The sequence below is a fragment of the Salinirubrum litoreum genome, assembly GCF_020567425.1.
Lineage (GTDB): Archaea > Halobacteriota > Halobacteria > Halobacteriales > Haloferacaceae > Salinirubrum > Salinirubrum litoreum.
In genome coordinates, this window is sequence record NZ_JAJCVJ010000002.1 from 1,425,559 (window position 1) to 1,444,717 (window position 19,159).

At 58.8% G+C, this 19,159-nt stretch carries 15 protein-coding genes; 7 read left to right on the forward strand and 8 right to left on the reverse strand.

From position 1 onward, the window contains the following. Nucleotides 1-17: 17 nt before the first annotated feature. Nucleotides 18-1,202: a glycosyltransferase family 4 protein gene (locus LI337_RS15755; protein WP_227230839.1), complete on the reverse strand. Its 1,185-nt coding sequence runs from the start codon at nucleotides 1,200-1,202 to the stop codon at nucleotides 18-20. A 95-nt stretch (nucleotides 1,203-1,297) separates the two neighbouring features. On the opposite strand from LI337_RS15755, the gene LI337_RS15760 reads away from it, so the two are divergent. Next, nucleotides 1,298-2,410, forward strand: coding sequence for a glycosyltransferase (locus tag LI337_RS15760; protein ID WP_227230840.1), 1,113 nt, complete (start codon nucleotides 1,298-1,300; stop codon nucleotides 2,408-2,410). Between the two features lie 25 nt (nucleotides 2,411-2,435). Beyond that, the gene (locus LI337_RS15765; protein WP_227230841.1) at nucleotides 2,436-3,593 is read left to right on the forward strand and encodes a glycosyltransferase family 4 protein; all 1,158 of its coding nucleotides are present in this window, start codon (nucleotides 2,436-2,438) and stop codon (nucleotides 3,591-3,593) included. 116 nt (nucleotides 3,594-3,709) lie between these two features. On the opposite strand, the gene LI337_RS15770 is transcribed toward LI337_RS15765, so the two are convergent. Further along, on the reverse strand, nucleotides 3,710-4,903 hold the full coding sequence (locus tag LI337_RS15770; protein WP_227230842.1) for a glycosyltransferase family 2 protein: 1,194 nt from the start codon (nucleotides 4,901-4,903) through the stop codon (nucleotides 3,710-3,712). A gap of 102 nt (nucleotides 4,904-5,005) precedes the next feature. Continuing rightward, on the reverse strand, nucleotides 5,006-5,692 hold the full coding sequence (locus LI337_RS15775; protein ID WP_227230843.1) for a class I SAM-dependent methyltransferase: 687 nt from the start codon (nucleotides 5,690-5,692) through the stop codon (nucleotides 5,006-5,008). 306 nt (nucleotides 5,693-5,998) lie between these two features. On the opposite strand from LI337_RS15775, the gene LI337_RS15780 reads away from it, so the two are divergent. Genes LI337_RS15780 through LI337_RS15790 form a run of 3 tightly spaced genes read left to right on the forward strand, consistent with a single transcriptional unit; the run spans nucleotide 5,999 to nucleotide 9,283 of the window. Then, nucleotides 5,999-6,994: a glycosyltransferase family 2 protein gene (locus LI337_RS15780; RefSeq protein ID WP_227230844.1), complete on the forward strand. Its 996-nt coding sequence runs from the start codon at nucleotides 5,999-6,001 to the stop codon at nucleotides 6,992-6,994. Nucleotides 6,995-7,037: 43 nt separating this feature from the next. Beyond that, entirely contained in the window at nucleotides 7,038-8,186 is a 1,149-nt protein-coding gene (locus tag LI337_RS15785; RefSeq protein WP_227230845.1) for a glycosyltransferase family 4 protein, read from the forward strand. Beyond that, nucleotides 8,183-9,283, forward strand: a complete 1,101-nt coding sequence (locus LI337_RS15790) for a glycosyltransferase family 4 protein (protein WP_227230846.1) — start codon at nucleotides 8,183-8,185, stop codon at nucleotides 9,281-9,283. Before LI337_RS15785 ends, LI337_RS15790 begins: the two co-directional genes overlap by 4 nt. Before the next feature lie 8 nt (nucleotides 9,284-9,291). Here the strand turns inward: LI337_RS15790 and LI337_RS20220 are convergent, their stop codons facing one another. From LI337_RS20220 to LI337_RS15805, 3 genes are all read right to left on the reverse strand, one after another. Continuing rightward, on the reverse strand, nucleotides 9,292-10,449 hold the full coding sequence (locus tag LI337_RS20220) for a glycosyltransferase family 4 protein (RefSeq protein WP_227230847.1): 1,158 nt from the start codon (nucleotides 10,447-10,449) through the stop codon (nucleotides 9,292-9,294). 56 nt (nucleotides 10,450-10,505) lie between these two features. Then, nucleotides 10,506-11,312, reverse strand: coding sequence for an FkbM family methyltransferase (locus LI337_RS15800; protein WP_227230848.1), 807 nt, complete (start codon nucleotides 11,310-11,312; stop codon nucleotides 10,506-10,508). An 84-nt stretch (nucleotides 11,313-11,396) separates the two neighbouring features. After that, nucleotides 11,397-12,833, reverse strand: coding sequence for a lipopolysaccharide biosynthesis protein (locus LI337_RS15805; protein ID WP_227230849.1), 1,437 nt, complete (start codon nucleotides 12,831-12,833; stop codon nucleotides 11,397-11,399). Between the two features lie 290 nt (nucleotides 12,834-13,123). On the opposite strand from LI337_RS15805, the gene LI337_RS15810 reads away from it, so the two are divergent. Both LI337_RS15810 and LI337_RS15815 read left to right on the forward strand, forming a co-directional pair. Then, nucleotides 13,124-14,698: a hypothetical protein gene (locus LI337_RS15810; protein ID WP_227230850.1), complete on the forward strand. Its 1,575-nt coding sequence runs from the start codon at nucleotides 13,124-13,126 to the stop codon at nucleotides 14,696-14,698. Nucleotides 14,699-14,700: 2 nt separating this feature from the next. Beyond that, nucleotides 14,701-15,813, forward strand: a complete 1,113-nt coding sequence (locus tag LI337_RS15815) for a glycosyltransferase family 4 protein (RefSeq protein WP_227230851.1) — start codon at nucleotides 14,701-14,703, stop codon at nucleotides 15,811-15,813. Nucleotides 15,814-15,852: 39 nt separating this feature from the next. Here the strand turns inward: LI337_RS15815 and LI337_RS15820 are convergent, their stop codons facing one another. Beyond that, entirely contained in the window at nucleotides 15,853-17,496 is a 1,644-nt protein-coding gene (locus tag LI337_RS15820) for a glycosyltransferase family 39 protein (RefSeq protein ID WP_227230852.1), read from the reverse strand. 97 nt (nucleotides 17,497-17,593) lie between these two features. Continuing rightward, entirely contained in the window at nucleotides 17,594-19,117 is a 1,524-nt protein-coding gene (locus tag LI337_RS15825; RefSeq protein ID WP_227230853.1) for a lipopolysaccharide biosynthesis protein, read from the reverse strand. Nucleotides 19,118-19,159: the final 42 nt, after the last annotated feature.

Sequence of the window (19,159 nt, forward strand, 5' to 3'; positions counted from 1 at the left end):
GAAGCTGTCGACTGCTCTCACCGAAGCGTCGACTCCACCGCCTCGCGCATCGCTCGCTCGAACCGGTCACGACTGTACTGTGCTGCTCGCCCGTCGAGTCGATCCCGAAGACTGGCCTGCGTCTCGGATGAGTCGAGGACGCTAGCAGTCGTCGTTACCGCGCTCGGCACGTCCTCGTACCGGAGGGCGTCGATCCCGGCAACGACCTCTTGCTGGCCACCCGATGCGTGGACGAAGGGCAGACACCCGGCCGCGAGTGCCTCGGCGACTGCGATGCCGAAGTGTTCGTACCGCCGACCGTGAATCGCGTACCGGTGCCGTTCGAGCAGAGAGACGAGTCGGTCGCGGGCGACCCGGCCCTCGACGTGGAGCCAGTCGAACTCGCGGGCCTGCGCCCGGAGTCGATCGGCGTACTCGGCCGAGCCGTCACTGCCGACGAGGTGGAGGTGCGTGTCGATCCCACGCTCTCGGAGTCCGGCGACGACTTCGACGAGTTCGTCCTGGCGCTTCAGCGGGTGGAGTCGGCCGACCGCGACGAATCCCGACTCCTGTTCGGTCCACGTCGGCGGGTCGAAGGCGTCGACGGCGACCGGTGGGTGGACGACGGTCGCGTCGGTGCCGAGCGTCTCGTGGAGCACGTCGGCGGTCCACGCGGAGTTCGTCAGCGTCAGCGTCTCTGCGTCCGACTCTCGGCGCTTCACTGTGCGACAGACCCGGTGGTACGCCGGGTACAGCGACTCCGCGAAACGGGTGTCGTACCGGCGCATCGCGTCGGCCGAGAAGTACGGAAAGTGGACGTACTCGACGGCACCGTCGACCTGGAATTCGCCGTGGGTGCAGACGAGTCGGTCGTGATCGGGTCGATAGCGTCGAGCGACGACGCGCTCGAAGACCGCAGTCCGGAGTAACGGGAAGTCGGTGACGCCGAGTGGCCGGGCGAGTGTCGCGGCGTGGTTCACCGCCGAAATCGCTGGCGTCCGGACCGAGCGGACGCGGACCTCGGCCGGGAAGTCGAGGTCGTAGTCGTCCGCGAGTGTCCGAAGGTCGGGTTCGCCGGTGGTGTAGAGTGTCACCTCGTGGCCGGCGTCCGCGAGTGCCGAAACGGTGTGAAGCCCCACGGCTTCGGCTCCGCCGCCAGCGTTGATGCCCTCGTGGAGGACGCCGAAGTCGGCCATCGCCCGTGCTTGGCGGATGGGCCTCATTGCTCTTTCGTGCTGAGAGTGCCCATCGGTCGTCGCCGAACTCGGCGCCAGAACGACGACACGGTTTTCCCGGCCGGCGGTGTAGGCCGCGACGAATGAACGTCACGCTCGTCTCGACGCTGCCGGACACGGCGTCGGGCACCGGGCAGTACGCCGAGCGACTGGCGAGCCACCTCGCCGAGGGAATGCGACTCACCCGCCTGTCGCTCCCGACCGACGCGACCGATCCGCGGCCGTTTCTCGCGGGCGCACTCCGCGCTGGTGACGGCGAGACCGACGTGGTCCACGTCCAGTTCGACTACGTGGTCTTCGGCCCGCTTGGGCTGTACGTCCTCTGCTTCTTCCCACTCCTCTGGTTCCAGTCGAAGCGACACGGCTTCGCTGTCGTGACGACGATCCACGAGGTACTGAACGCCGACCTCGTCGGCCCGCCGCTGGTTCCACTCAAGCGACTGTACGTCCGACTGTTGAACGAGGTCGTCGCGCGGACGACGAGCGAGGTCGTCTTCCTCTCGGCGGAGGCCGAGTCACGGTTCGTCGCCTCGGTCGGCGACGTCTCTCGGACGCGACTCGCCCACGGCGTCGATCTGTCGGCTCGACGGTCCGTCCAGCAGGCCGAGGCGCGAGCGACCTTCGATCTCTCGCCGGACGCCGACGTGGTCGTCGCACCGGGCTACGTCAGCCCCAGAAAGGGGAGCGACGTGGTGCGTGCGGTCGCCGACGCCTGCCCCGAGGTCGAGTTCCTGCTGGCCGGTGGCCCGCCACGCGAGCGTCACAGCGACTTCTTCGACAGCATCGTCGCCGACGCGCCCGAGAACCTCACCGTCACCGGCCGACTCTCGGAGTCCGACTTTCACGCCGCTTTCCTCGCGGGTGATCTCGCACTGCTCCCGTACCGCGAGATCGAACAGACCGGCGTCGTCAACGCGGTCAACCAGAGCGGCGTCTTCAACTGGTGTGCCGGTTATGGGCTTCCGGTGCTCGCGGGCGACTGTGCGCACTTCCGGTCGATCAGTGCGGAGTGGGACGTGGTCCGACTCGTCGATCCGTCCGATCCCGATTCGATCGCCGAGACGGTTCGGACACTGCTCGCCGACAACTCGGCTCGCGGTATCCTCGCAGAATCGGCCAGCGCCTATGCTGAGGCTCACTCGATGGACGCGGTCGCCGACGACCACCGGACGCTCTACCGGGAGGTTCGACGGTGATCGCACCGCTACGGGGGACGGGACCGTGAACGTCGCGTTCGTCTCGAACGTCGTCTACCCCTTCGTCGTCGGTGGTGCGGAGAAGCGCATCTACGAGATCGGCACCCGTCTCGCGGATCGCGGCCACACCGTCACCGTCTACGGCCGCCACTTCTGGAACGGTCCCGAGTCGACGACACACGACGGGCTTCACCTCGAAGCGGTCGCCCCCGAGACCGACCTCTACACCGACGACCGGCGGTCGATTCCGGAAGCGCTCGGCTTCGCCGGGCGACTCACCCCGCGTCTGCTCCGTGACGCAGGCGAACACGACCTGCTGGTCGCGTCCGTCTTCCCGTACTTCCCCGTCTTTCCGACCGTCCTCGCCGGCTGGCGACACGACGTACCGATCGTCACGACGTGGCACGAGTGCTGGCGCGACTACTGGCGCGACTACCTCGGGCACCTCGCGCCCGGCGGGATGGCGGTCGAGCGTCTGACCGCGAAACTCCCCCAGCACGCGGTCGCTGTTTCGGGTGTGACCGCCGACCGACTCGCGGAGATCGGTCCCGCACGCGACGACATTGCGGTCGTCCACAACGGCGTCGACGTGGACCACATCCAGTCGATCGAACCGGTCGAGACACCCTACGACGTGCTGGCAGTCGGTCGGCTCGTGGAAGCCAAGCGCGTCGAGACGCTCCTCAGGGCGGTCGCTCGTCTCGGCGACGGCGAGGGCGACAGCAGTCGACCGGCGGGCGTCCGACTCGGGGTGATCGGCGACGGTCCCGAGCGCGAGCGACTCGAATCGCTGTCCGACGACCTCGGGATCGCAGACAGGGTGGACTTCCTCGGGTTTCTGGACGACTACGACGACGTGCTGGCTCACCTGCGCGGAACGGCGGTCGTCGCCAGCGCGTCTGTCCGCGAGGGGTTCGGCATCACCTTGGTCGAGGCACTGGCGGCCGACTGCACCGTGGTCGCGGTCGACCATCCGAACTCGGCTGGGAGCGAGGTCGTGGACGACGCCGGCTTCCTCGTCGAACCGACAGTCGAGTCGCTGGCCGACGGTCTCGACCGCGCACTGGCCGGCGAGCGCCCGCCGACGCCGCCACTGGACCGTGCCCGCGAGTTCGACTGGCACGTGATCGCCGACCGGGCCGAGTCGGTCTACCGCGACGTGATCGCCGAGCATCGGTCGTGACGTGATCGCCGAGCATCGGTCGTGACGTGATCGCCGACCACGAGTCGTGCGTCTGCGGCCGACCGGCGTGCGGTGTCGGTGCCGACCGTCGGCGACAGTCGACGACCGACCGCCGATCACCGCCGACCGCGCACCGAACTCAGGAAGAAGGAGCCGAAGACGGTCTGGATGCCGACGACGACCACGGTAAAGGCGAGGATGTCGGTCGTCAGCGGTGGGAGTGCGTCGTAGCCGGCCGTGAGCCAGCGAGTGACGATCCAGCCCGCCCCCACCGCGCCGGCGAGGACGAGTCCACCGCCGACCGCCAACCCGCGTTCCAGTGTCAGCGTCTCGACAATCCACTCGGTCGTCGGATCGTTCGGGCGTCTGATCGGGTCGGTCGTCACCGTGGCGAAGACGCCGAGACTGGCGATCTGATAGCCGACGATGGTCAACAGACTCCCGGCGACCATCGACCGGACGCCGAACCAGATCGGCCCGCCCGGCCCCGACAGTTCCACGTCGAACAGTGCGAGCGACATCACGAACATCCCGAGTACCGTCAGCGCCGCGCCGGGGACCGAGAACAGGTAGCCCGGCGCGTTCACCAGCATGAAGCGGAGATGTTCCCAGCCGTCACGCAGGCTGTCGAGGGTCGCCTCGCCTTCGCGTTCGTGGTAGGTGATCGGCACCTCCGCGATCCGGTACCCCCGCGCGCTCGCGGCCATGATCATCTCGCTGGCGAACTCCATCCCGTCGGTCTCCAGGGCGAGGTCGTCGAGCATCTCGCGTCTGAAGACACGGAACCCACTGTGCGCGTCGGTGACGTCCGCGCCGTAGAACCGGTTGAGGAACGCGGTGAGTGCCGGATTGCCGACGTACTGGTGGAGTGCGGGCATCGCGTCCGACTTGATTGTCCCGGCGAAGCGACTGCCGAGCACGAGGTCGGCGTTCGTCTCGCGGGCCCTGTCGAGTAGTTTCGGCAGTTCCCGGAAGTCGTAGGTCGTGTCCGCGTCGCCCATCACGACGAACTCACCGCGAGCACGCTCGAAGGCGTAGCGGTAGGCGTAGCCGTAGCCCGGTTCGTCGGGTTCGACGACCGTCGCGCCGTACTCACGGGCGATGTCGGGCGTCTCGTCGGTCGAACTGTCGCTGACGATGACTTCGGCGCTGACGCCGAGCGACTGGACCGCGTCGGTGATGGCGTCGAGACACTCGCCGATGCCCTTGGCCTCGTTCATCGTCGGGAGGACGAAGCTGAGCGTGGGCGTCTTGTCACTGTCGGGTGGGAGGAACGTCGGCCGGTCCGACCGATGTGGGTCCAGTGCCATCTGGTCGTTCTGTTGGAGATATCGATTCTTGCCCGTTTAGGCGTTCTGTTCAGTCGTCGTTGATCTTTGTTCGTGGGAGCTATTCTCCGCTCGAGTCCATCTCTACTGTCGCTCGGCGCGTACCACGAGAGATGGCTGTGTAGCGAGCGGGAGCGATTCGAATGGCACTCTATCGGCAATCCAACCGATGACTGGGTGAATACCGGCCAGCTTCTCTCGCTGGTACTCTGCCAGTCCCGGTCGGACCCAACTTTGTGCCCATTCAGATAGCGTGTTTTGAAGTTCGCCGGGGGTAAAGAGACTGACGTGGAAGTGACGGTTCAGGCTCCAGTTTCGTTTTGCCAGTTGGAACAGATCATGTGCCCTTCGGTTCGGAGTCTTTATCCATAGAACGCCCCCTTCGCTGAGCACTCGACGCGCTTCGATGACGAACTCTTTAGCGTCGGGTATGTGCTCTATGCTCTCGATAGCGATTATTACATCTACCGCACCGTCGGCAATGGGTAGATGTGCACCCTCCCCAAGCAGGAGATCTGAAGCATTGTCTGACCGACCAGCGACCAGACTCGGTCGGTCAACGTCTACGCCGATGACCTCCGCTCCGGTCTCTTTTTTGAGATGCGTAGTGAGTGTTGCCGCTCCACAGCCTATATCAAGGAGTCGAGTTTCCTTAGACAAATCAGAAATGATTCGTTCCCGGAGCCACTTCGGACATGTCTTGAGAGAGCGGTCAAACACCACGTTCTCATGAGAATTGAGGCTGTTGGGGTCGGCGTCTGTGACGGTCACGGTCTAAGTATCAAACGGGACAAAAAATGCTTACCGATACTCCCCCTTTTATTGGAGTAAGAATCAGGACAACGTCGAAACTATACAATTCCATTCAAAACTATTAGTTTAAATAAAATAATATTATAAATATTTTAAAGTATCTCAGTTTTATTAGTATTAAATTATCAGAGGTATATTATTAATTACCAGATTACTCGCCGCGTCAGTTTCATCAACATGGCGATGGTTCGTGTGGTGGATACTCGGTCGATACACGGCGGTATCAGTAGAGATAAGTTAGGTCTTATCCAATTTCCTGTAAGCGTGGACAGCCTCACCGCCTCCGACGTTCAGGACGACGTGCATCCGGAGCAGATACAGCTGTCCGTCGTCCTGCCGGTCTACAACGAGAAGGGGAACCTCCGGCCGCTCGCCGAGGAACTCCGGGAGGTACTGGAGTCGGAGTACGACCACTGGGAAGCACTGTTCGTCGACGACGGCTCGACGGACGGGAGCTACGGCGTTCTCAGGGAACTCCACGAGGAAGACGACCGGATCAAGGTGATCCGATTCCGTGGCAACTTCGGCCAGAGTCCGGCACTCGACGCTGGACTCGACTACGCGCTCGGCGAAGTCGTCGTCACGATGGATTCCGACGGGCAGAACGACCCTGCAGACATCCCCCGGTTGGTCGACAAACTCGAAGAGGGGTACGACTGTGTCTCGGGTTGGCGGAGCGACCGGGACGACCCACTCGGGAAACGCATCTCGTCGCGATTCGCCTCCGGTCTCCGACAGGCGTTTCTCGGCACCGAACTCCACGACTACGGCTGTACACTGAAGGCGTATCGTCGCCCTGCCGCGAAGGATATGGACCTGACCGGCGAGATGCACCGGTACATCCCCGCACTGTTGAGTTGGCACGGGTATCGTATCGCCGAGGTCGAGGTCAACCACCGGCCGCGCACTGCCGGCGAGACGAAGTACTCGTGGCAACGGCTCCCGAAGGGCTTTCTCGACCTGATCAACGTCTGGTTCTGGCAGAAGTTCTCCGGGCGACCACTCCACGTCTTCGGTGGATTGGGGATTCTCTCGATGGGCATCGGTTCACTCGCCGGTCTCTACGCGGCGTGGCTGAAGCTCACCGCGAGTGCGAACCTCTCGGAGACAGCCCTGCCGCTGTTTGCAGTCTTCATGGTGATGATCGGCGTCCAGTTCTTCCTCTCGGGGATTCTGGCAGACATCAGCATCAAGGGCTACCAGCACGCGAAGAACGAAGAACCGTACCGAGTCCGCGACGTGCTGGACCACGACCGATAGCCGTGTTCGCGTTCTGCCCGACACTACCGACGAGGACAGTCCGATGCGTGTGTTGATGATCGCTCCGGCCCCGTTCGAGTACGACCGGGGGAAGTCGATCCGGATCAGACAGACCGTCACCCACCTCGCCGACCTCGGCTACGAGATTGACGTGTTGACCTACCCGGTCGGTGACGACCCGGAGCGCGAGGGGGTTTCACTTACCCGTGCGCCCGAGTTGTTCGCACAGGTGGCACCGTCGGTCCCCGGCGTCACGCTCCGGCAACTCGGGTCGAACGCGGCCCTCCTCGTTCACGCGATCCGAAAGCTCCGGCGTCACCGCTACGACGTGATTCACGCCCACGACGTGGACGGCGCGCTGATCGGCCAAGTCGCCCGTCTGCTAACCCGGCGAGATGTCCCGCTCGTGTACGACATGCACGGGACCTTCGAAGAACTGAACGAACAGTACGACGTGGTCGACACACCGGGTGTCGCCGACCGTCTCCAGTCGTACCTCCACGACGCTGTGGACCACCTCGTCGTCAACTGGCCGCACATCGAAGACCTGTTGAAGACCGACACGCCCCGGACGTTGATACTGGACGAACCCGATCCGGCAGTGTGTGATCGACTGGAGCGACTCCGATCTGGCGAGGTTACGCCGACGTCGAACCCGTGGGGCGACACGCAGTATGTCCTCTACACGGGCAACTACGCCGAGTACCAAGGTGTCGATCTCCTGTTGGCGGCGTTCGACCGACTCGACACAGACGGCGAACGCAAGTTGGTGCTGACCGGCGACGACACGGAAGCGCCCCAGACGACGAACCGGGACGTCGTCTACACCGGCTTCGTCGACGAGGAGCGACTCGCGGACCTGTTGTTCGGTGCCGACGTGCTCGTCAGCCCTCGCCAGACCGACGGCTTCCCACCGATGAAGGTTCTCTACTACCTGCGAACCGACGCACCGATGGTCGTCACCGACCGGACCTGCCACACTTCTGTCCTCGACGGTCTGGACGGCGTGACGTTCGCCGACGAGACGCCGGCGGCGTTCGCCGAGGCGATTCGGGAGGCACTCGCAGATCGGACGCGGTATTCGCGGTCTGTGAGTAGATCGACCGGAACCGACGCGTACCGTCGTATCTATGAACAACTGGTCACAGCCACTACTAACTCCACTCAGCCGCCCACCACACACCGATCATGAGTACCACTCGTGTCCTGTTCGTGACGACCAACGACATCTACGATCCGATCCGGGGTTGTGACAGACGCTCGGCACAACTCTGTGGCAACCTCCCGGCCGAGTGGCACGTCGACTCAATCTCGTATAATAAATCCGACGGGCCCGGTCGACCTGAGTCCCCACCCAGAACGATAGAGAACGGTGAACGACACGTTCGTCTGGACTATCCTGATTCGGGAGCGCTTGCCCCATTCAACCCGACCGTGTTGTCGACACTGCGGTCGTTCGGCCGGGAGTACGATCTAATCGTCTCGTCATCGGTCGGCAGTTCGGTGTACGGCGTGGCGGCGAGTTACTACACGGGTGGGGAACTGATAGTCGATGTTCACAATGTAGAAGACGACCTCTCGCTCGCCATTGGTGACTACCAGCGGTTCCTGTTCAGTCGGGTCTTCGGCCGGCTCGCACTCCTGCGGGCGAGCCTCGTCGCGCCGACCTCAGAGACCGACATGGCTCAGTTACCGGCCTCGGTTCGTGAGAAGTCGGTCGTCGTAGCGAACGGCTTCGACGCCGAGATGTTTTACCGAGACGACACGGAACCCGACGACAGAGTGTTGTTCTTCGGAAACATGAGCTACGAACCGAACGCAGAGGCTGTGGAGGTGATCGCCGATGAGATCGCTCCTCGACTCGCAGAGACGCATCCCGAGCTAGAGATTCACCTCGCGGGACCGGACTGTGAGGAGATCACGGAGATAGTCGCTGGACTGGACAACGTGGTCGTCGCGGGACTTGTGGACGACATCGCCTCGTACATCCGCGAGTCGCGCGTGGTGATCGTGCCCTTGCTGACCGGAAGCGGAACGAGACTGAAGATCATCGAGTCGCTGGCCTGCGGGACTCCGGTCGTCTCGACGCCGAAAGGTGCCGAAGGGTGGCCCGAAGATTGGCCGGCCCTCCGAACTGTACGGGTTGCCGACTTCGTCGAGGAGATCGAGTCCGTCTTCGACGACGGAGATGAACTGTTCGACGAGCGAGTCCGGACCGAAATCCGAAGCTATTCGTGGGAGTCTCAGGTCGAGAAGCTGGCAACAGCTATCAATGGTGAGCTACTGTAACCAATGTCTCAACTGCTGGTCACGTTCCCGTACACTTCGACGTATTTTTCAGCTATTTTGTCCGGCCGATACTGATTCACGCTTTCCTTTCCGTTCTCGGACATTTCTACACGTCGTTGCCGACTTCGGAGAACTCGCTCCAAGGTGTCTCTCAGTTCACCGGCGTCGAAAGGATCGTACAGTTCGGCGACGTCGGAAAGAACGGATTCGGAACTCGGATTCCTTGAACAGACGACTGGCGTTCCCGTAGCCATCGCCTCAAGCCACGTCCGGGAGAACGGCTCGGGCCACGTCGCAGGATGAACCATTAAAACGGCGCTCTGGTACGTACGCGGCAGGTTCTCGTACTCCTGATACTCAAGTGAAACAGAAGAGAGGTTCTCATTCTCCACGAAACGTCTGACGTCTGCTTCTAACGGCCCTTTTCCATAGATACGGAGCGGGTACTCTTCTCGGAGGTCTTGAGGTAGATCGGCATATGCTTTGAGGAGAGTCAGCGGTCCTTTCTCCTCTGCTAACCTACCGACGAACAGCAGATACTCCTCGTCAATGTGTCCCTTCTCGAACTGCGGGTCCAAAATGTTCGGCACGACGCGAATATCGGTGGGAGAGTATCCACACTTTATCAGATTTTGTTTCATGCCCTCGGTCTGTACCGTGAGTGCGGATGCGCGCTTCGCAACCTGCTTGCCAATTGCTTCGACGAGTGGCTGTCCTGCCTGATACACGACACTGTCGTAGTACGATCTCGCGTACCTGACCGAGGTCATGAATGAGTACGACGGACAGCCGTCTCGGAGGAACCGTCTCGCATCGGTACACACCCAATTGTAGTTTACTACAGTACCGACGACAGGCGTCGGGGACTTCAGTACGACACCGGGAAGATGCGCTGGACCGTAAACGTGGATAACGTCGTACTCACGAAACGGGATCGAAGATAGCCCGACTGCGAGGTTCTTGTTCAACACGTCCGGGAGAAACCGGACCTCAGGGAGTTTCACACACCGATAAGCCGAGGAAGAGTGAGTGTCGGGAGTACAGAAGGAGAACACATCAACCTCGTTTCCCTGACTTCGCAAGGAATTCACTATCAACGAGCTACTTTTTGCCGCACCTCCTTTTCCGTGCGGGGGATACTCAGCAGATATGAATCCTACTTTCACTGAAGATAGGTGCCTCCCAAATCCAAATATGCGTTACGATTGCGCTATCTGAGTAATCAATTGTCTGGCTCCGAACCGGCGGGTGCCCACACCTCTACGTTTGTGTTTTGATACATGCGTTCGAACTTCGAGCTTTCCAGCCTCGACTTTGCGGCAGTAACATCCGGACTTCTATCATGGAATTCGATAATCATCAGATTACATTTCTTGCTGACAAGATTCCATTCCTCAAGAATAAGTTCACACTCCAAACCCTCTATATCGGATATAAGTGTGAATTCGCTGATCCCATTCTGCTGAGAGAGTGACTCCAAGCTCACTGCATCAACAGTTACCTCCCTCCCATCTTCACCTTCTTTGTCGTACACGCCTGAGCTTAGATAATTATTGTAGATATTCATACTAATTTCTTCATTCTTTGCTGAGTATGCGGAATTCACGACATCGAAGTTTGCACCATTTATCTCTCTATTTTCCCTGAGACTATCCAGTATTTCTGAATTCGGCTCAACCGCGACGTGCTTCGAATCGGAATGTAGTTTATCATTAATTGCACACGAAACTACCCCGATTCCCGCTCCCAATTCGATGACATCCGATTCTGGGTCCAGAAACTTCGATATGGCTTCCAATTCGGCACTCTCGTACCCCTGCTTTCTCTTCTTTAATCGGTACTTGAGCAGATGAGGCAGATTCACATTTTTTATATTAACTGATATGTTGTTCACTTCTACAAGATATGTACCGTCCCGAGAGAACCACCTTACATGAATCGGAGCGATCAACCGATCCACGGCTTCTCTCTGTAACCCGGAAAGTCCGTCCTCTTTGAACCGCCGTCTAGTACGAGAGAGGATGTTCATATACACTGCGTAACTGGTGGTGCAGACTATTATATCACTTTGGATGATACTGTATCGAGAACAGACCTCGTGTAGAGACCCAGTTTACAATATCGTCTTTTTTAACCATGTCAGTTCCTGCTTCTTGATTCCTCCTACGAGAAAAACGATAACGAAGTACACAGGTGCGCCCAGAGTAGGGTATACTACCACTTGTAGTGGCCCCTGCACCGGAATTGCTAGTAGTATAACAGTCATAACGACCGTGCCAACGACCGCGTAGGTTCCGGCTTTGATTGGGATAGAGAACTTCACTTTGCTCCATGAACTGTAACCAACGTATGTTGTGATGGCTGTGAATGACAGTATCGTAGCGGCTACTGCACCCAATAGTTCATAGTTCGGGACTAGAATCAGATTTAGTGCGATATTCATTATCATTGCTATAGTAGTTATAAATCCTACTTTGGTATTCTGTTCTGCCGCGTGTAGAATATACATCAAGGGACTAGAATAACCATAGATCAAGAACCCAACCGCCAGCAAAGGTAATAGAACTCCACCAGTACCAGCGACCGACTCTGTTGAGATCAGTTTCAATACTGGCTCTGCGAGTAACGTCATGCCCACAATTGCTGGGAGCGCGATGATCGTATATATTCTCAAAATCTGAGTGTATAGATTTCTAATTGAATTCCTATCGTCTTCGTCCCATGCCGAGGTAACAGAGGGATACAGGGTTGAGTTCATCACCCCGGAAAGTGCGTATATAGTCTTCGAAACACTGTAGCTAACGGCGTAAATACCCACAGCAGTGGGAGATAGAAAGTACAGAATAATAAATTTATCACCGTGTGACAAGAGAGTCCCTGAAAGTTCCTTTGGAATCATTGGTGTGCCGTAGTGTAGGTATTTCTTGAACCGGGCTCGGCTCGGCACGTGCAACGACATCTTGAATTTCAGAAACAGTGCAACATCAAATAAAAATATTACCACTCCCATCGCCACAATCGCAATAACTATGTCTGAAGTTATTGAGAAAATAGCTCCAAGTACGGTGACTTCAACAACTTTCCTTGAAATCCACAACAACTCGTATACCTTCACCCGACCTTGGGCACGAGGTATGTTCTTGAGAACTGAAAACAGTGATTCGCCCAAAATCAGGAATGAAAGTGATAGCAAGAATAATCCCTGTGACTGGAAGGTCGGTTGAATCGAGGCGATGCCGACCGATATTTCGGTGAAAATGTACAACAAAGTTACCAGAGCAACACCACCTAATGAAATAAACAACACTTCCGAGCCGACTTCGCGTGCACTTTCTGAAGAGTCGGCATACCTTACCAAAGTTCCGTGAGAATGGACACTGCCTACAGTAACGATCACTGTCACAATAGACAGAACCACAGTCCAAATTCCATACGCGCCTGCGCCGGAAATCTTCGTTATGATCGGGATCAGTATTAGCCCTCTGACAAGGACTATGACGCTACGAACCAGCGAAACAGATGTGTCTGAAAGAATCTTCTTAGGATTCATTCATCTGTTGCCCCAGTTCTCTATGACCCCGCAGGACTACCAACACTTTTCAACTTCGCTTGATACCTGAGACAATTCAATCTATCGGCCTGTTCTCTGGGAGGAGAATCGCGGTGCCTATGGCCACTGATTCGCGGTCCAGTCTCAAACCAACAGAGATAAAGAACTGAAATTGGTAGCAGGATTAGATGCGAAATCTTCGGACTTTGATGTCGCACCGGAGATACGAACTGGTAGTCCTCGTCTTATCCCTGCTTGGTCTGGGAGTGCGTCTGTGGAACGTCGACGTCATGAGTCTCTGGGTTGACGAGTCTATCAGCGCAAGGGCCGCTGTTTCGTTACTCGAACGGGGCGAACCGTCGATCAGACGACTGGGAGAGGGGTACAAGTTCTACCAGCGAGGTATCCTGCATACGATCTTCGTCTCGCTCAGTATTTTGATAGCGGGCAAGTCTGAACTCGCTGTTCGACTTCCTGGGATCGTATGGGGCACGCTCCTAATCCCGGTATCGTACTGGTGGGGAACAGAGTTTGCAGATAGAGAGCGTGGACTGATCTTTGCCGTACTGATCGCTTTCGTCCCGTGGCAAATTGCGACGGCTAGGTACACGAGATTTTACGCACAGTTTCAGACTCTCTTTATGATAGGGTTGTTGTTATTTTTCCTCTGGTATCGCTCGTGCGACTACGAGTTCCCGACGAGTATTCCCTCTCTCCGTGAATCCTCGCTACTAACTCTGTCAGCGTACGTACTGACCGTACTACTCTCTCGTCTTACCCATCGGTACTGGGTAAGTATCGTGGCAATTCCTGTCGTCCTCGTCTTTGTCTCGCAGGCGATCAAACAACGAGAATTAGACCACAGGGACGTTTCACCCCGCGAAATCGGATACGGAGTTATACTTGTCACCGTGTCAGTGACCGTAGCCTACCTTGTTATCCCAAGTGATATTCTGGCGTTATTTTCTATAAATCAGTGGCAGTCGGCGGACTTTCTGGCAGTTCCTGCAAAACTGTTAGGGATAAATGCGTTACTTGTGGTGCTGGCCGCAATTGGAGTGACGTATAAACTCGTGCGACTGTATCTTTCGTCCGAAAACGAGATTGGCTCCCTACTGAAAGAGACATACGGTGTAATCTCGCTGGTTAGTATCTTTTCCTTGCTCTCCATCGGTTTGCCACTTATACGGGAAACGGTTGATATTCGATACCTCTCTCCTCTCGCCCCTCTCTTGATCTACGAAGTCGCCTCGTTGCTACACTCATTACTTGTCCGTGTTGCTGAGTTTGATCTGAACCGGACTCCGCGATATGTCGTGACCGTCGTCCTGATTCTCGCTTTACTTTTCACACCGAGTACCGTTCTGTTCATGAGTGAAAACCAGTACGGAAATGCACCACCCCATACGGATAGAGTTGTCAGCCACGACATGGGAGGTGCAAGCGAATTCGTTGAACCAAGACTTGATCAGGGAGATACGGTGTACACCTCACCGCTGAACACGGTAGCGTTCTACCTCGGCCATGATCGAAATGGCGAGGCGACAATCAGGTACCTATCGAGCCCGCAGGCCACCGGTGGCAATAGTTGGGCAGACGCATCGTACGCTATCGGTAGTGCCGAAGAGATGGAGACACAGGTTAAGAAAGATGCCGAAAACGGAACCGTCTGGTTTGTGATATACGACCTCTACTGGCGTGGTGAAGAAAACGAACAGTGGGTAGAATCCAACGCACAACTCGTCAGCGCAGAATGGAAGAACGTTGTGGTGTATAAATACGAAGCTGGTGAACAGAGTACTCTTGAACACGTGGATCGGAGAGCCCGGACACTGAACCGTATCAACGACTACCCCGACGCCTAGTAGTGCACTATCTCCTCCTCACCCGCGAGTTCCCACCGAACGTCCTCGGCGGTGTCGCGTACCACTCGTACAACCTCGCACGGGAACTCACCGCCCGCGGTCACGACGTGACAGTCCTCACAACCGACACCGGCGACTACACCGACACCGACCTCGACACGACCGAGATCACGGTCGACCGACTCGACCCTCCGACGGTCGCAAGCCCCCGATGCTGGTTCGACCGCGCGGTCCGACGCCGCCTCGCGGGAAGCGACCTGCTCGCCGACGCGGACGTCATCCACAGCCACGAGTACGTCCGGTTCGACGCGCTCGACACCGACACGCCGACGATCCTCAAAGTCCACTTCAACCTCGCCCGCAAGTTCGAGTTCTTCCCGTTCGAGACGTACCACCCGGTCGTCCGCCCTGCGGTCCGGTTCGCCGTGGATCACGGCGTCGAACCGCTGGAACGACGCCTCGCATCGCAGGGGCTGGCCGGCGCGGACGCTCGTCTCTTCGTCAGTCGGCTGGCACGCGACGCCCGAACCGACGGCGCACGCCCGACCGACGGCGATCACGTCGTCCACAACGGCGTCGACCTCGACCGATTCACACCGCACGACACCCCCGAACGCGACGGCGAGTACTTCCTCTTCGTCGGCGGAACACAGCGACGGAAAGGGTACGAGACACTCCGGACGGCCGTCGCTGGGACAGAGATCCCGGTCCGCGTAGCCGGAGGATCACCGCCACCGGACCTCCCGCCGAACGTCACTGCACTCGGTCACGTCCCGCAGTCGGCCCTCCCAGATCTCTACCGGAACGCGCGGGCACTCGTCCACCCTGCGCACTACGAACCGTTCGGCAACGTCGTCCTCGAGGCACTCGCCTGCGGCACTCCGGTAATCACGACCGACGAGACTGCCTGTGGGGCCGCCGAACTTCTGCACGACGGCGTCGGAACCACGGTTCACCCTGCAGACCCGGAAGAACTCCAGCTGACACTCCAGCAGTTCGATTCACGTGCGTACGACTCGACTACTTGCCGCAGACTCGCAGAGGCCCATCCGTGGAGTGAGGTTGCCAGCCGTACCGAGTCGGTCGCCGAATCGCTCGTCGCGGGCGACAACTGAGACGCTGAACACGCTGCTACTCCAGACAGTGACTCCGATTCACGCCGGGGGAGAACTCGCGTTCGTCGTCGTCTGGTTCTGGTCAGTTGGATCGTAGTGATACACGCGCATATTTACCCACGAGGACTCTCCGCGTCGTTCGAAGTTCGAGACCACGATCTGTCGGGCAGCCGGATCGGTGAAGCTCCCTCTGAACTTCTTGCCAGCGAACAACCACACTTCCCTGTCACTGTTGAGCAACTGACGCACGTCTGCAGTTTCGTTCAAATAGACGGTTCCAGTCCGTGTATGCACGTACTGGCCATTCTGGTACTCGACGTACGCGATACCGTGTTGTCGGAAGAAGTAGTCCGTCTCCCCGTAGTACCACATCGACATCTCGGGACGCGTGGAAACGATGATGGCGTCCTCGCTCGCGCGGTCTGTGACCCACTCGCTCGCTTTCTCCCAGTCGGAGTTCCCTGGGTGATAGGGCTGATCGTACACGGATTCCGTCACGGCGTAGCCTGCGACCGGCGACGCGACGACGAGTGCGACAATAACGGGAACGGCGTACACCGTCGCTCGGAATGGAACGGACAGTTGGTCTCCTTCACCTTCAGTGACTTTTCGCCACAGTAGCTCCAGCGTCGCAGCGATCCCGAGTGATCCAACCACGCCGAGAAGCGGGACGAGGTGGTACACGTACCGTGGTGCCTTTCGTGGCGTCACGGACGCGACGACGAACGGCACGACGAGTGCGACCACTACAAGTCTCCCGCTCGGGTACCGCCACCAGAGATACGCCCCTGCCGGGAGTGCAACGAGTCGAAGTATTGGATACGCCTGGCCGAACAGGGTCCAGTAGTAGAACGGTCCTCGATCCGGCCACGTCCCGGGTGTCGACGCAGTGAGCACACCCGGGAGCCCACTCAGCAGAACGTACCCCATCGCAGCACAGAGGCCACCGACCAAGAGTAATCCAGTCATCCGGCTCCGTCGGTCGAGTGCGTCGATCGCCATCGAGTCGAGCGAGCGCAGCGTCCCCGCGAACTGGACTGCGAGGAAGAAGACGATGGCCGCCCCCAGCGCGAGGTACGCTTGGTGTGTATTCTGTCCGAGCAAGACGAGAACGGCGAGGACGTACGGGTAGGGACTCCGCAATCGGAGCTCGTCGTCGTACCACTGGATGAACACGAAGACAGACGCGAGATAGAAGAACGCCAGTGGTGCGTACATCCGCGCTTCACGTGCCCAGACGAGTGTGAACGGATCGGCTGCGAGAAACGTGGCGACGAAGAGGCCAGTAATCCGGCTGTACCGGGTTCCAAGCAACCAACCGATCAGCACCGTCCCGAGGCTGTACACCACTATCGGGAGGCGGGCAGCGAACTCCGACAGACCGAGCAGCTGAAACGAGACGGCGATCGGCAACGACGTCGTCAACCACGCCCGCCGATACGGCGAACTGGCTCCAACAGCGTCGGAGAAGCCGTTCCCGGCGAGGAAGTTCCGGGCGGCCCAGCTCGTGTACGCTTCGTCGATCCACAGTGGCGCGACCCCGAGCCGGCGGAATCGGAGATATAGAGCGACGAGCAGAACGAGACAGAACAACCCGTACGAGAGTTGTTGATGGCGGTCCCACCGGTTCCACCACCGAGCTGTTTCCTCGTTGCCATCCGTGGCCGTGGGTTCCGAAACCATCGATAGTACGAGGTCTGACGTCCCGTCTCAGTAAAAAGGATTCGTAGGGCGATCGTTTCACGCGATCGGGTTTGCTTCCGTCTAAGACTACTCGCGATCAGGCAGTCGGATCGAGCGTACGCACTGCCTGTTTGACGACCGTCGATATCGGCGCAGGAAGTCGACCGAGTTCTCCTTCTACTTCGCTGAAACGGACGACACCTACCACGACGGAAACGCTCCCATAGATTACTCCACCAGTGAGTGGCACGACGACGAGCGCGAGGAGCGGCGACGGGAGTACTGCGACTACTCCGAGGAGGATCGGTGCAGTCACGGCGAAGGCGACGAGAATCCGCCAAAGTCGTAGGTCAGTGAGCGGGTCGAAGCCGATCCGCCGAGCCGCGACTACGTGAAAGAGAAGCATCGAGCCGTAACTCACACTAGTCGCGACTGCTGCACCATCCGGCCCATATTCTGTAATCAAGAGGAGGTTCAATACGAGATTGAGGAGTGCGGCCACAGCCGTTGCAACAACGAGCGGACGGAGCTGGCCGTTTCCTTGTCCGATTGCGAGAATCGGACGCGCAACTGCAAACCCGACCGCGCCAGGTAACAACAACAACACGAACCTCGTTGCAGCGGTGAACTCGTCGCCGAAGTACAGTGGCACGAATGCGCCGGCGAGGACACCGATGCCGAGTGCGACGAGCAGTGTTAGCGCCACCGTGTATCGCGTGATACGTCCTGCAAGGACTTCGATACGGTCGTGTTGACCATCCGCCCACAGTTCTGCAGTCGAGTGTAGAAGCGCCATCTGAAGTGCGAACGGGATGAACCAGACGAACTCCGCAACGACGAGTGCCGCTCGATAATAGCCAGTCGCCTGATTCCCAGCCAGTGGTTGGAGCAGGAGGATATCGACGTGATACAACGACGTCGTCAGTAGCGTCAATCCGACACTGAGTGCGTTGAATGACAGCAGTTCGTTTCGAGGAAAGCGGTCTGGTGTTCGTCGCACGACCTGACGGAAGTCCATCCGCCCAGAGAGTAGCCAGAGCCCGATGATCGCCATTCCTGCAGTCGCAACCAGATGGCCGACGAGGAGTCCGGTGATCCCCCATCCAAGTAGTGCGAGTGCGATACCAATGAGGCCGAACAGTGCTTTTTGTCCGACCTGCAGTGGTTCGCTGTATCGCTCTAACCCGAGTCCCATGAGAGCACTTCGGAAGGCTCTGAACAGTTGCCGCACGACGAGAATACCCGCGAGTAGGATCACGAACGATGCGATGGTCTCTCCGACGAGTGGAGCGATGACGCCTGTCTCAACGAGAAGAACACCGCCGCCTGCGACAACAACTCCAGTACCGAGCGCAACTCTAACATAGAACCCAAACACGTACCCTCGCTCTGCTTCCGTCCGCTCGGCGACGAACTTTCGCATTCCGTCCATGATCCCTGCGTCAACGACGATCATTGCCATGCCGAGTACCGACATCAAGAAGGCGTACTGCCCGTACCGACCGCTTCCGAGGATCCGAACGATGATCGGCGTGATGATGAGTCCGAGGAGAAGTGCGCCAACCCGTCCTGAGAGAATCGACGCGAAGCCTCCCGTGATGTCCCGATCAGAGTCGGCCATTACTGTCTCTCTTGATGCTGCTTATCCGAGTCACCAAACTGT

What these genes read in the sequence shown, in the direction of transcription:
- LI337_RS15755 (WP_227230839.1), bottom strand. Translation starts at nt 1,202, where the DNA reads ATGAGGCCCATCCGCCAAGCACGGGCGATGGCCGACTTCGGCGTCCTC.
- LI337_RS15760 (WP_227230840.1), top strand. Translation starts at nt 1,298, where the DNA reads ATGAACGTCACGCTCGTCTCGACGCTGCCGGACACGGCGTCGGGCACC.
- LI337_RS15770 (WP_227230842.1), bottom strand. Translation starts at nt 4,903, where the DNA reads ATGGCACTGGACCCACATCGGTCGGACCGGCCGACGTTCCTCCCACCC.
- LI337_RS15785 (WP_227230845.1), top strand. Translation starts at nt 7,038, where the DNA reads ATGCGTGTGTTGATGATCGCTCCGGCCCCGTTCGAGTACGACCGGGGG.
- LI337_RS15790 (WP_227230846.1), top strand. Translation starts at nt 8,183, where the DNA reads ATGAGTACCACTCGTGTCCTGTTCGTGACGACCAACGACATCTACGAT.
- LI337_RS15800 (WP_227230848.1), bottom strand. Translation starts at nt 11,312, where the DNA reads ATGAACATCCTCTCTCGTACTAGACGGCGGTTCAAAGAGGACGGACTT.
- LI337_RS15805 (WP_227230849.1), bottom strand. Translation starts at nt 12,833, where the DNA reads ATGAATCCTAAGAAGATTCTTTCAGACACATCTGTTTCGCTGGTTCGT.
- LI337_RS15810 (WP_227230850.1), top strand. Translation starts at nt 13,124, where the DNA reads ATGAGTCTCTGGGTTGACGAGTCTATCAGCGCAAGGGCCGCTGTTTCG.
- LI337_RS15820 (WP_227230852.1), bottom strand. Translation starts at nt 17,496, where the DNA reads ATGGTTTCGGAACCCACGGCCACGGATGGCAACGAGGAAACAGCTCGG.
- LI337_RS15825 (WP_227230853.1), bottom strand. Translation starts at nt 19,117, where the DNA reads ATGGCCGACTCTGATCGGGACATCACGGGAGGCTTCGCGTCGATTCTC.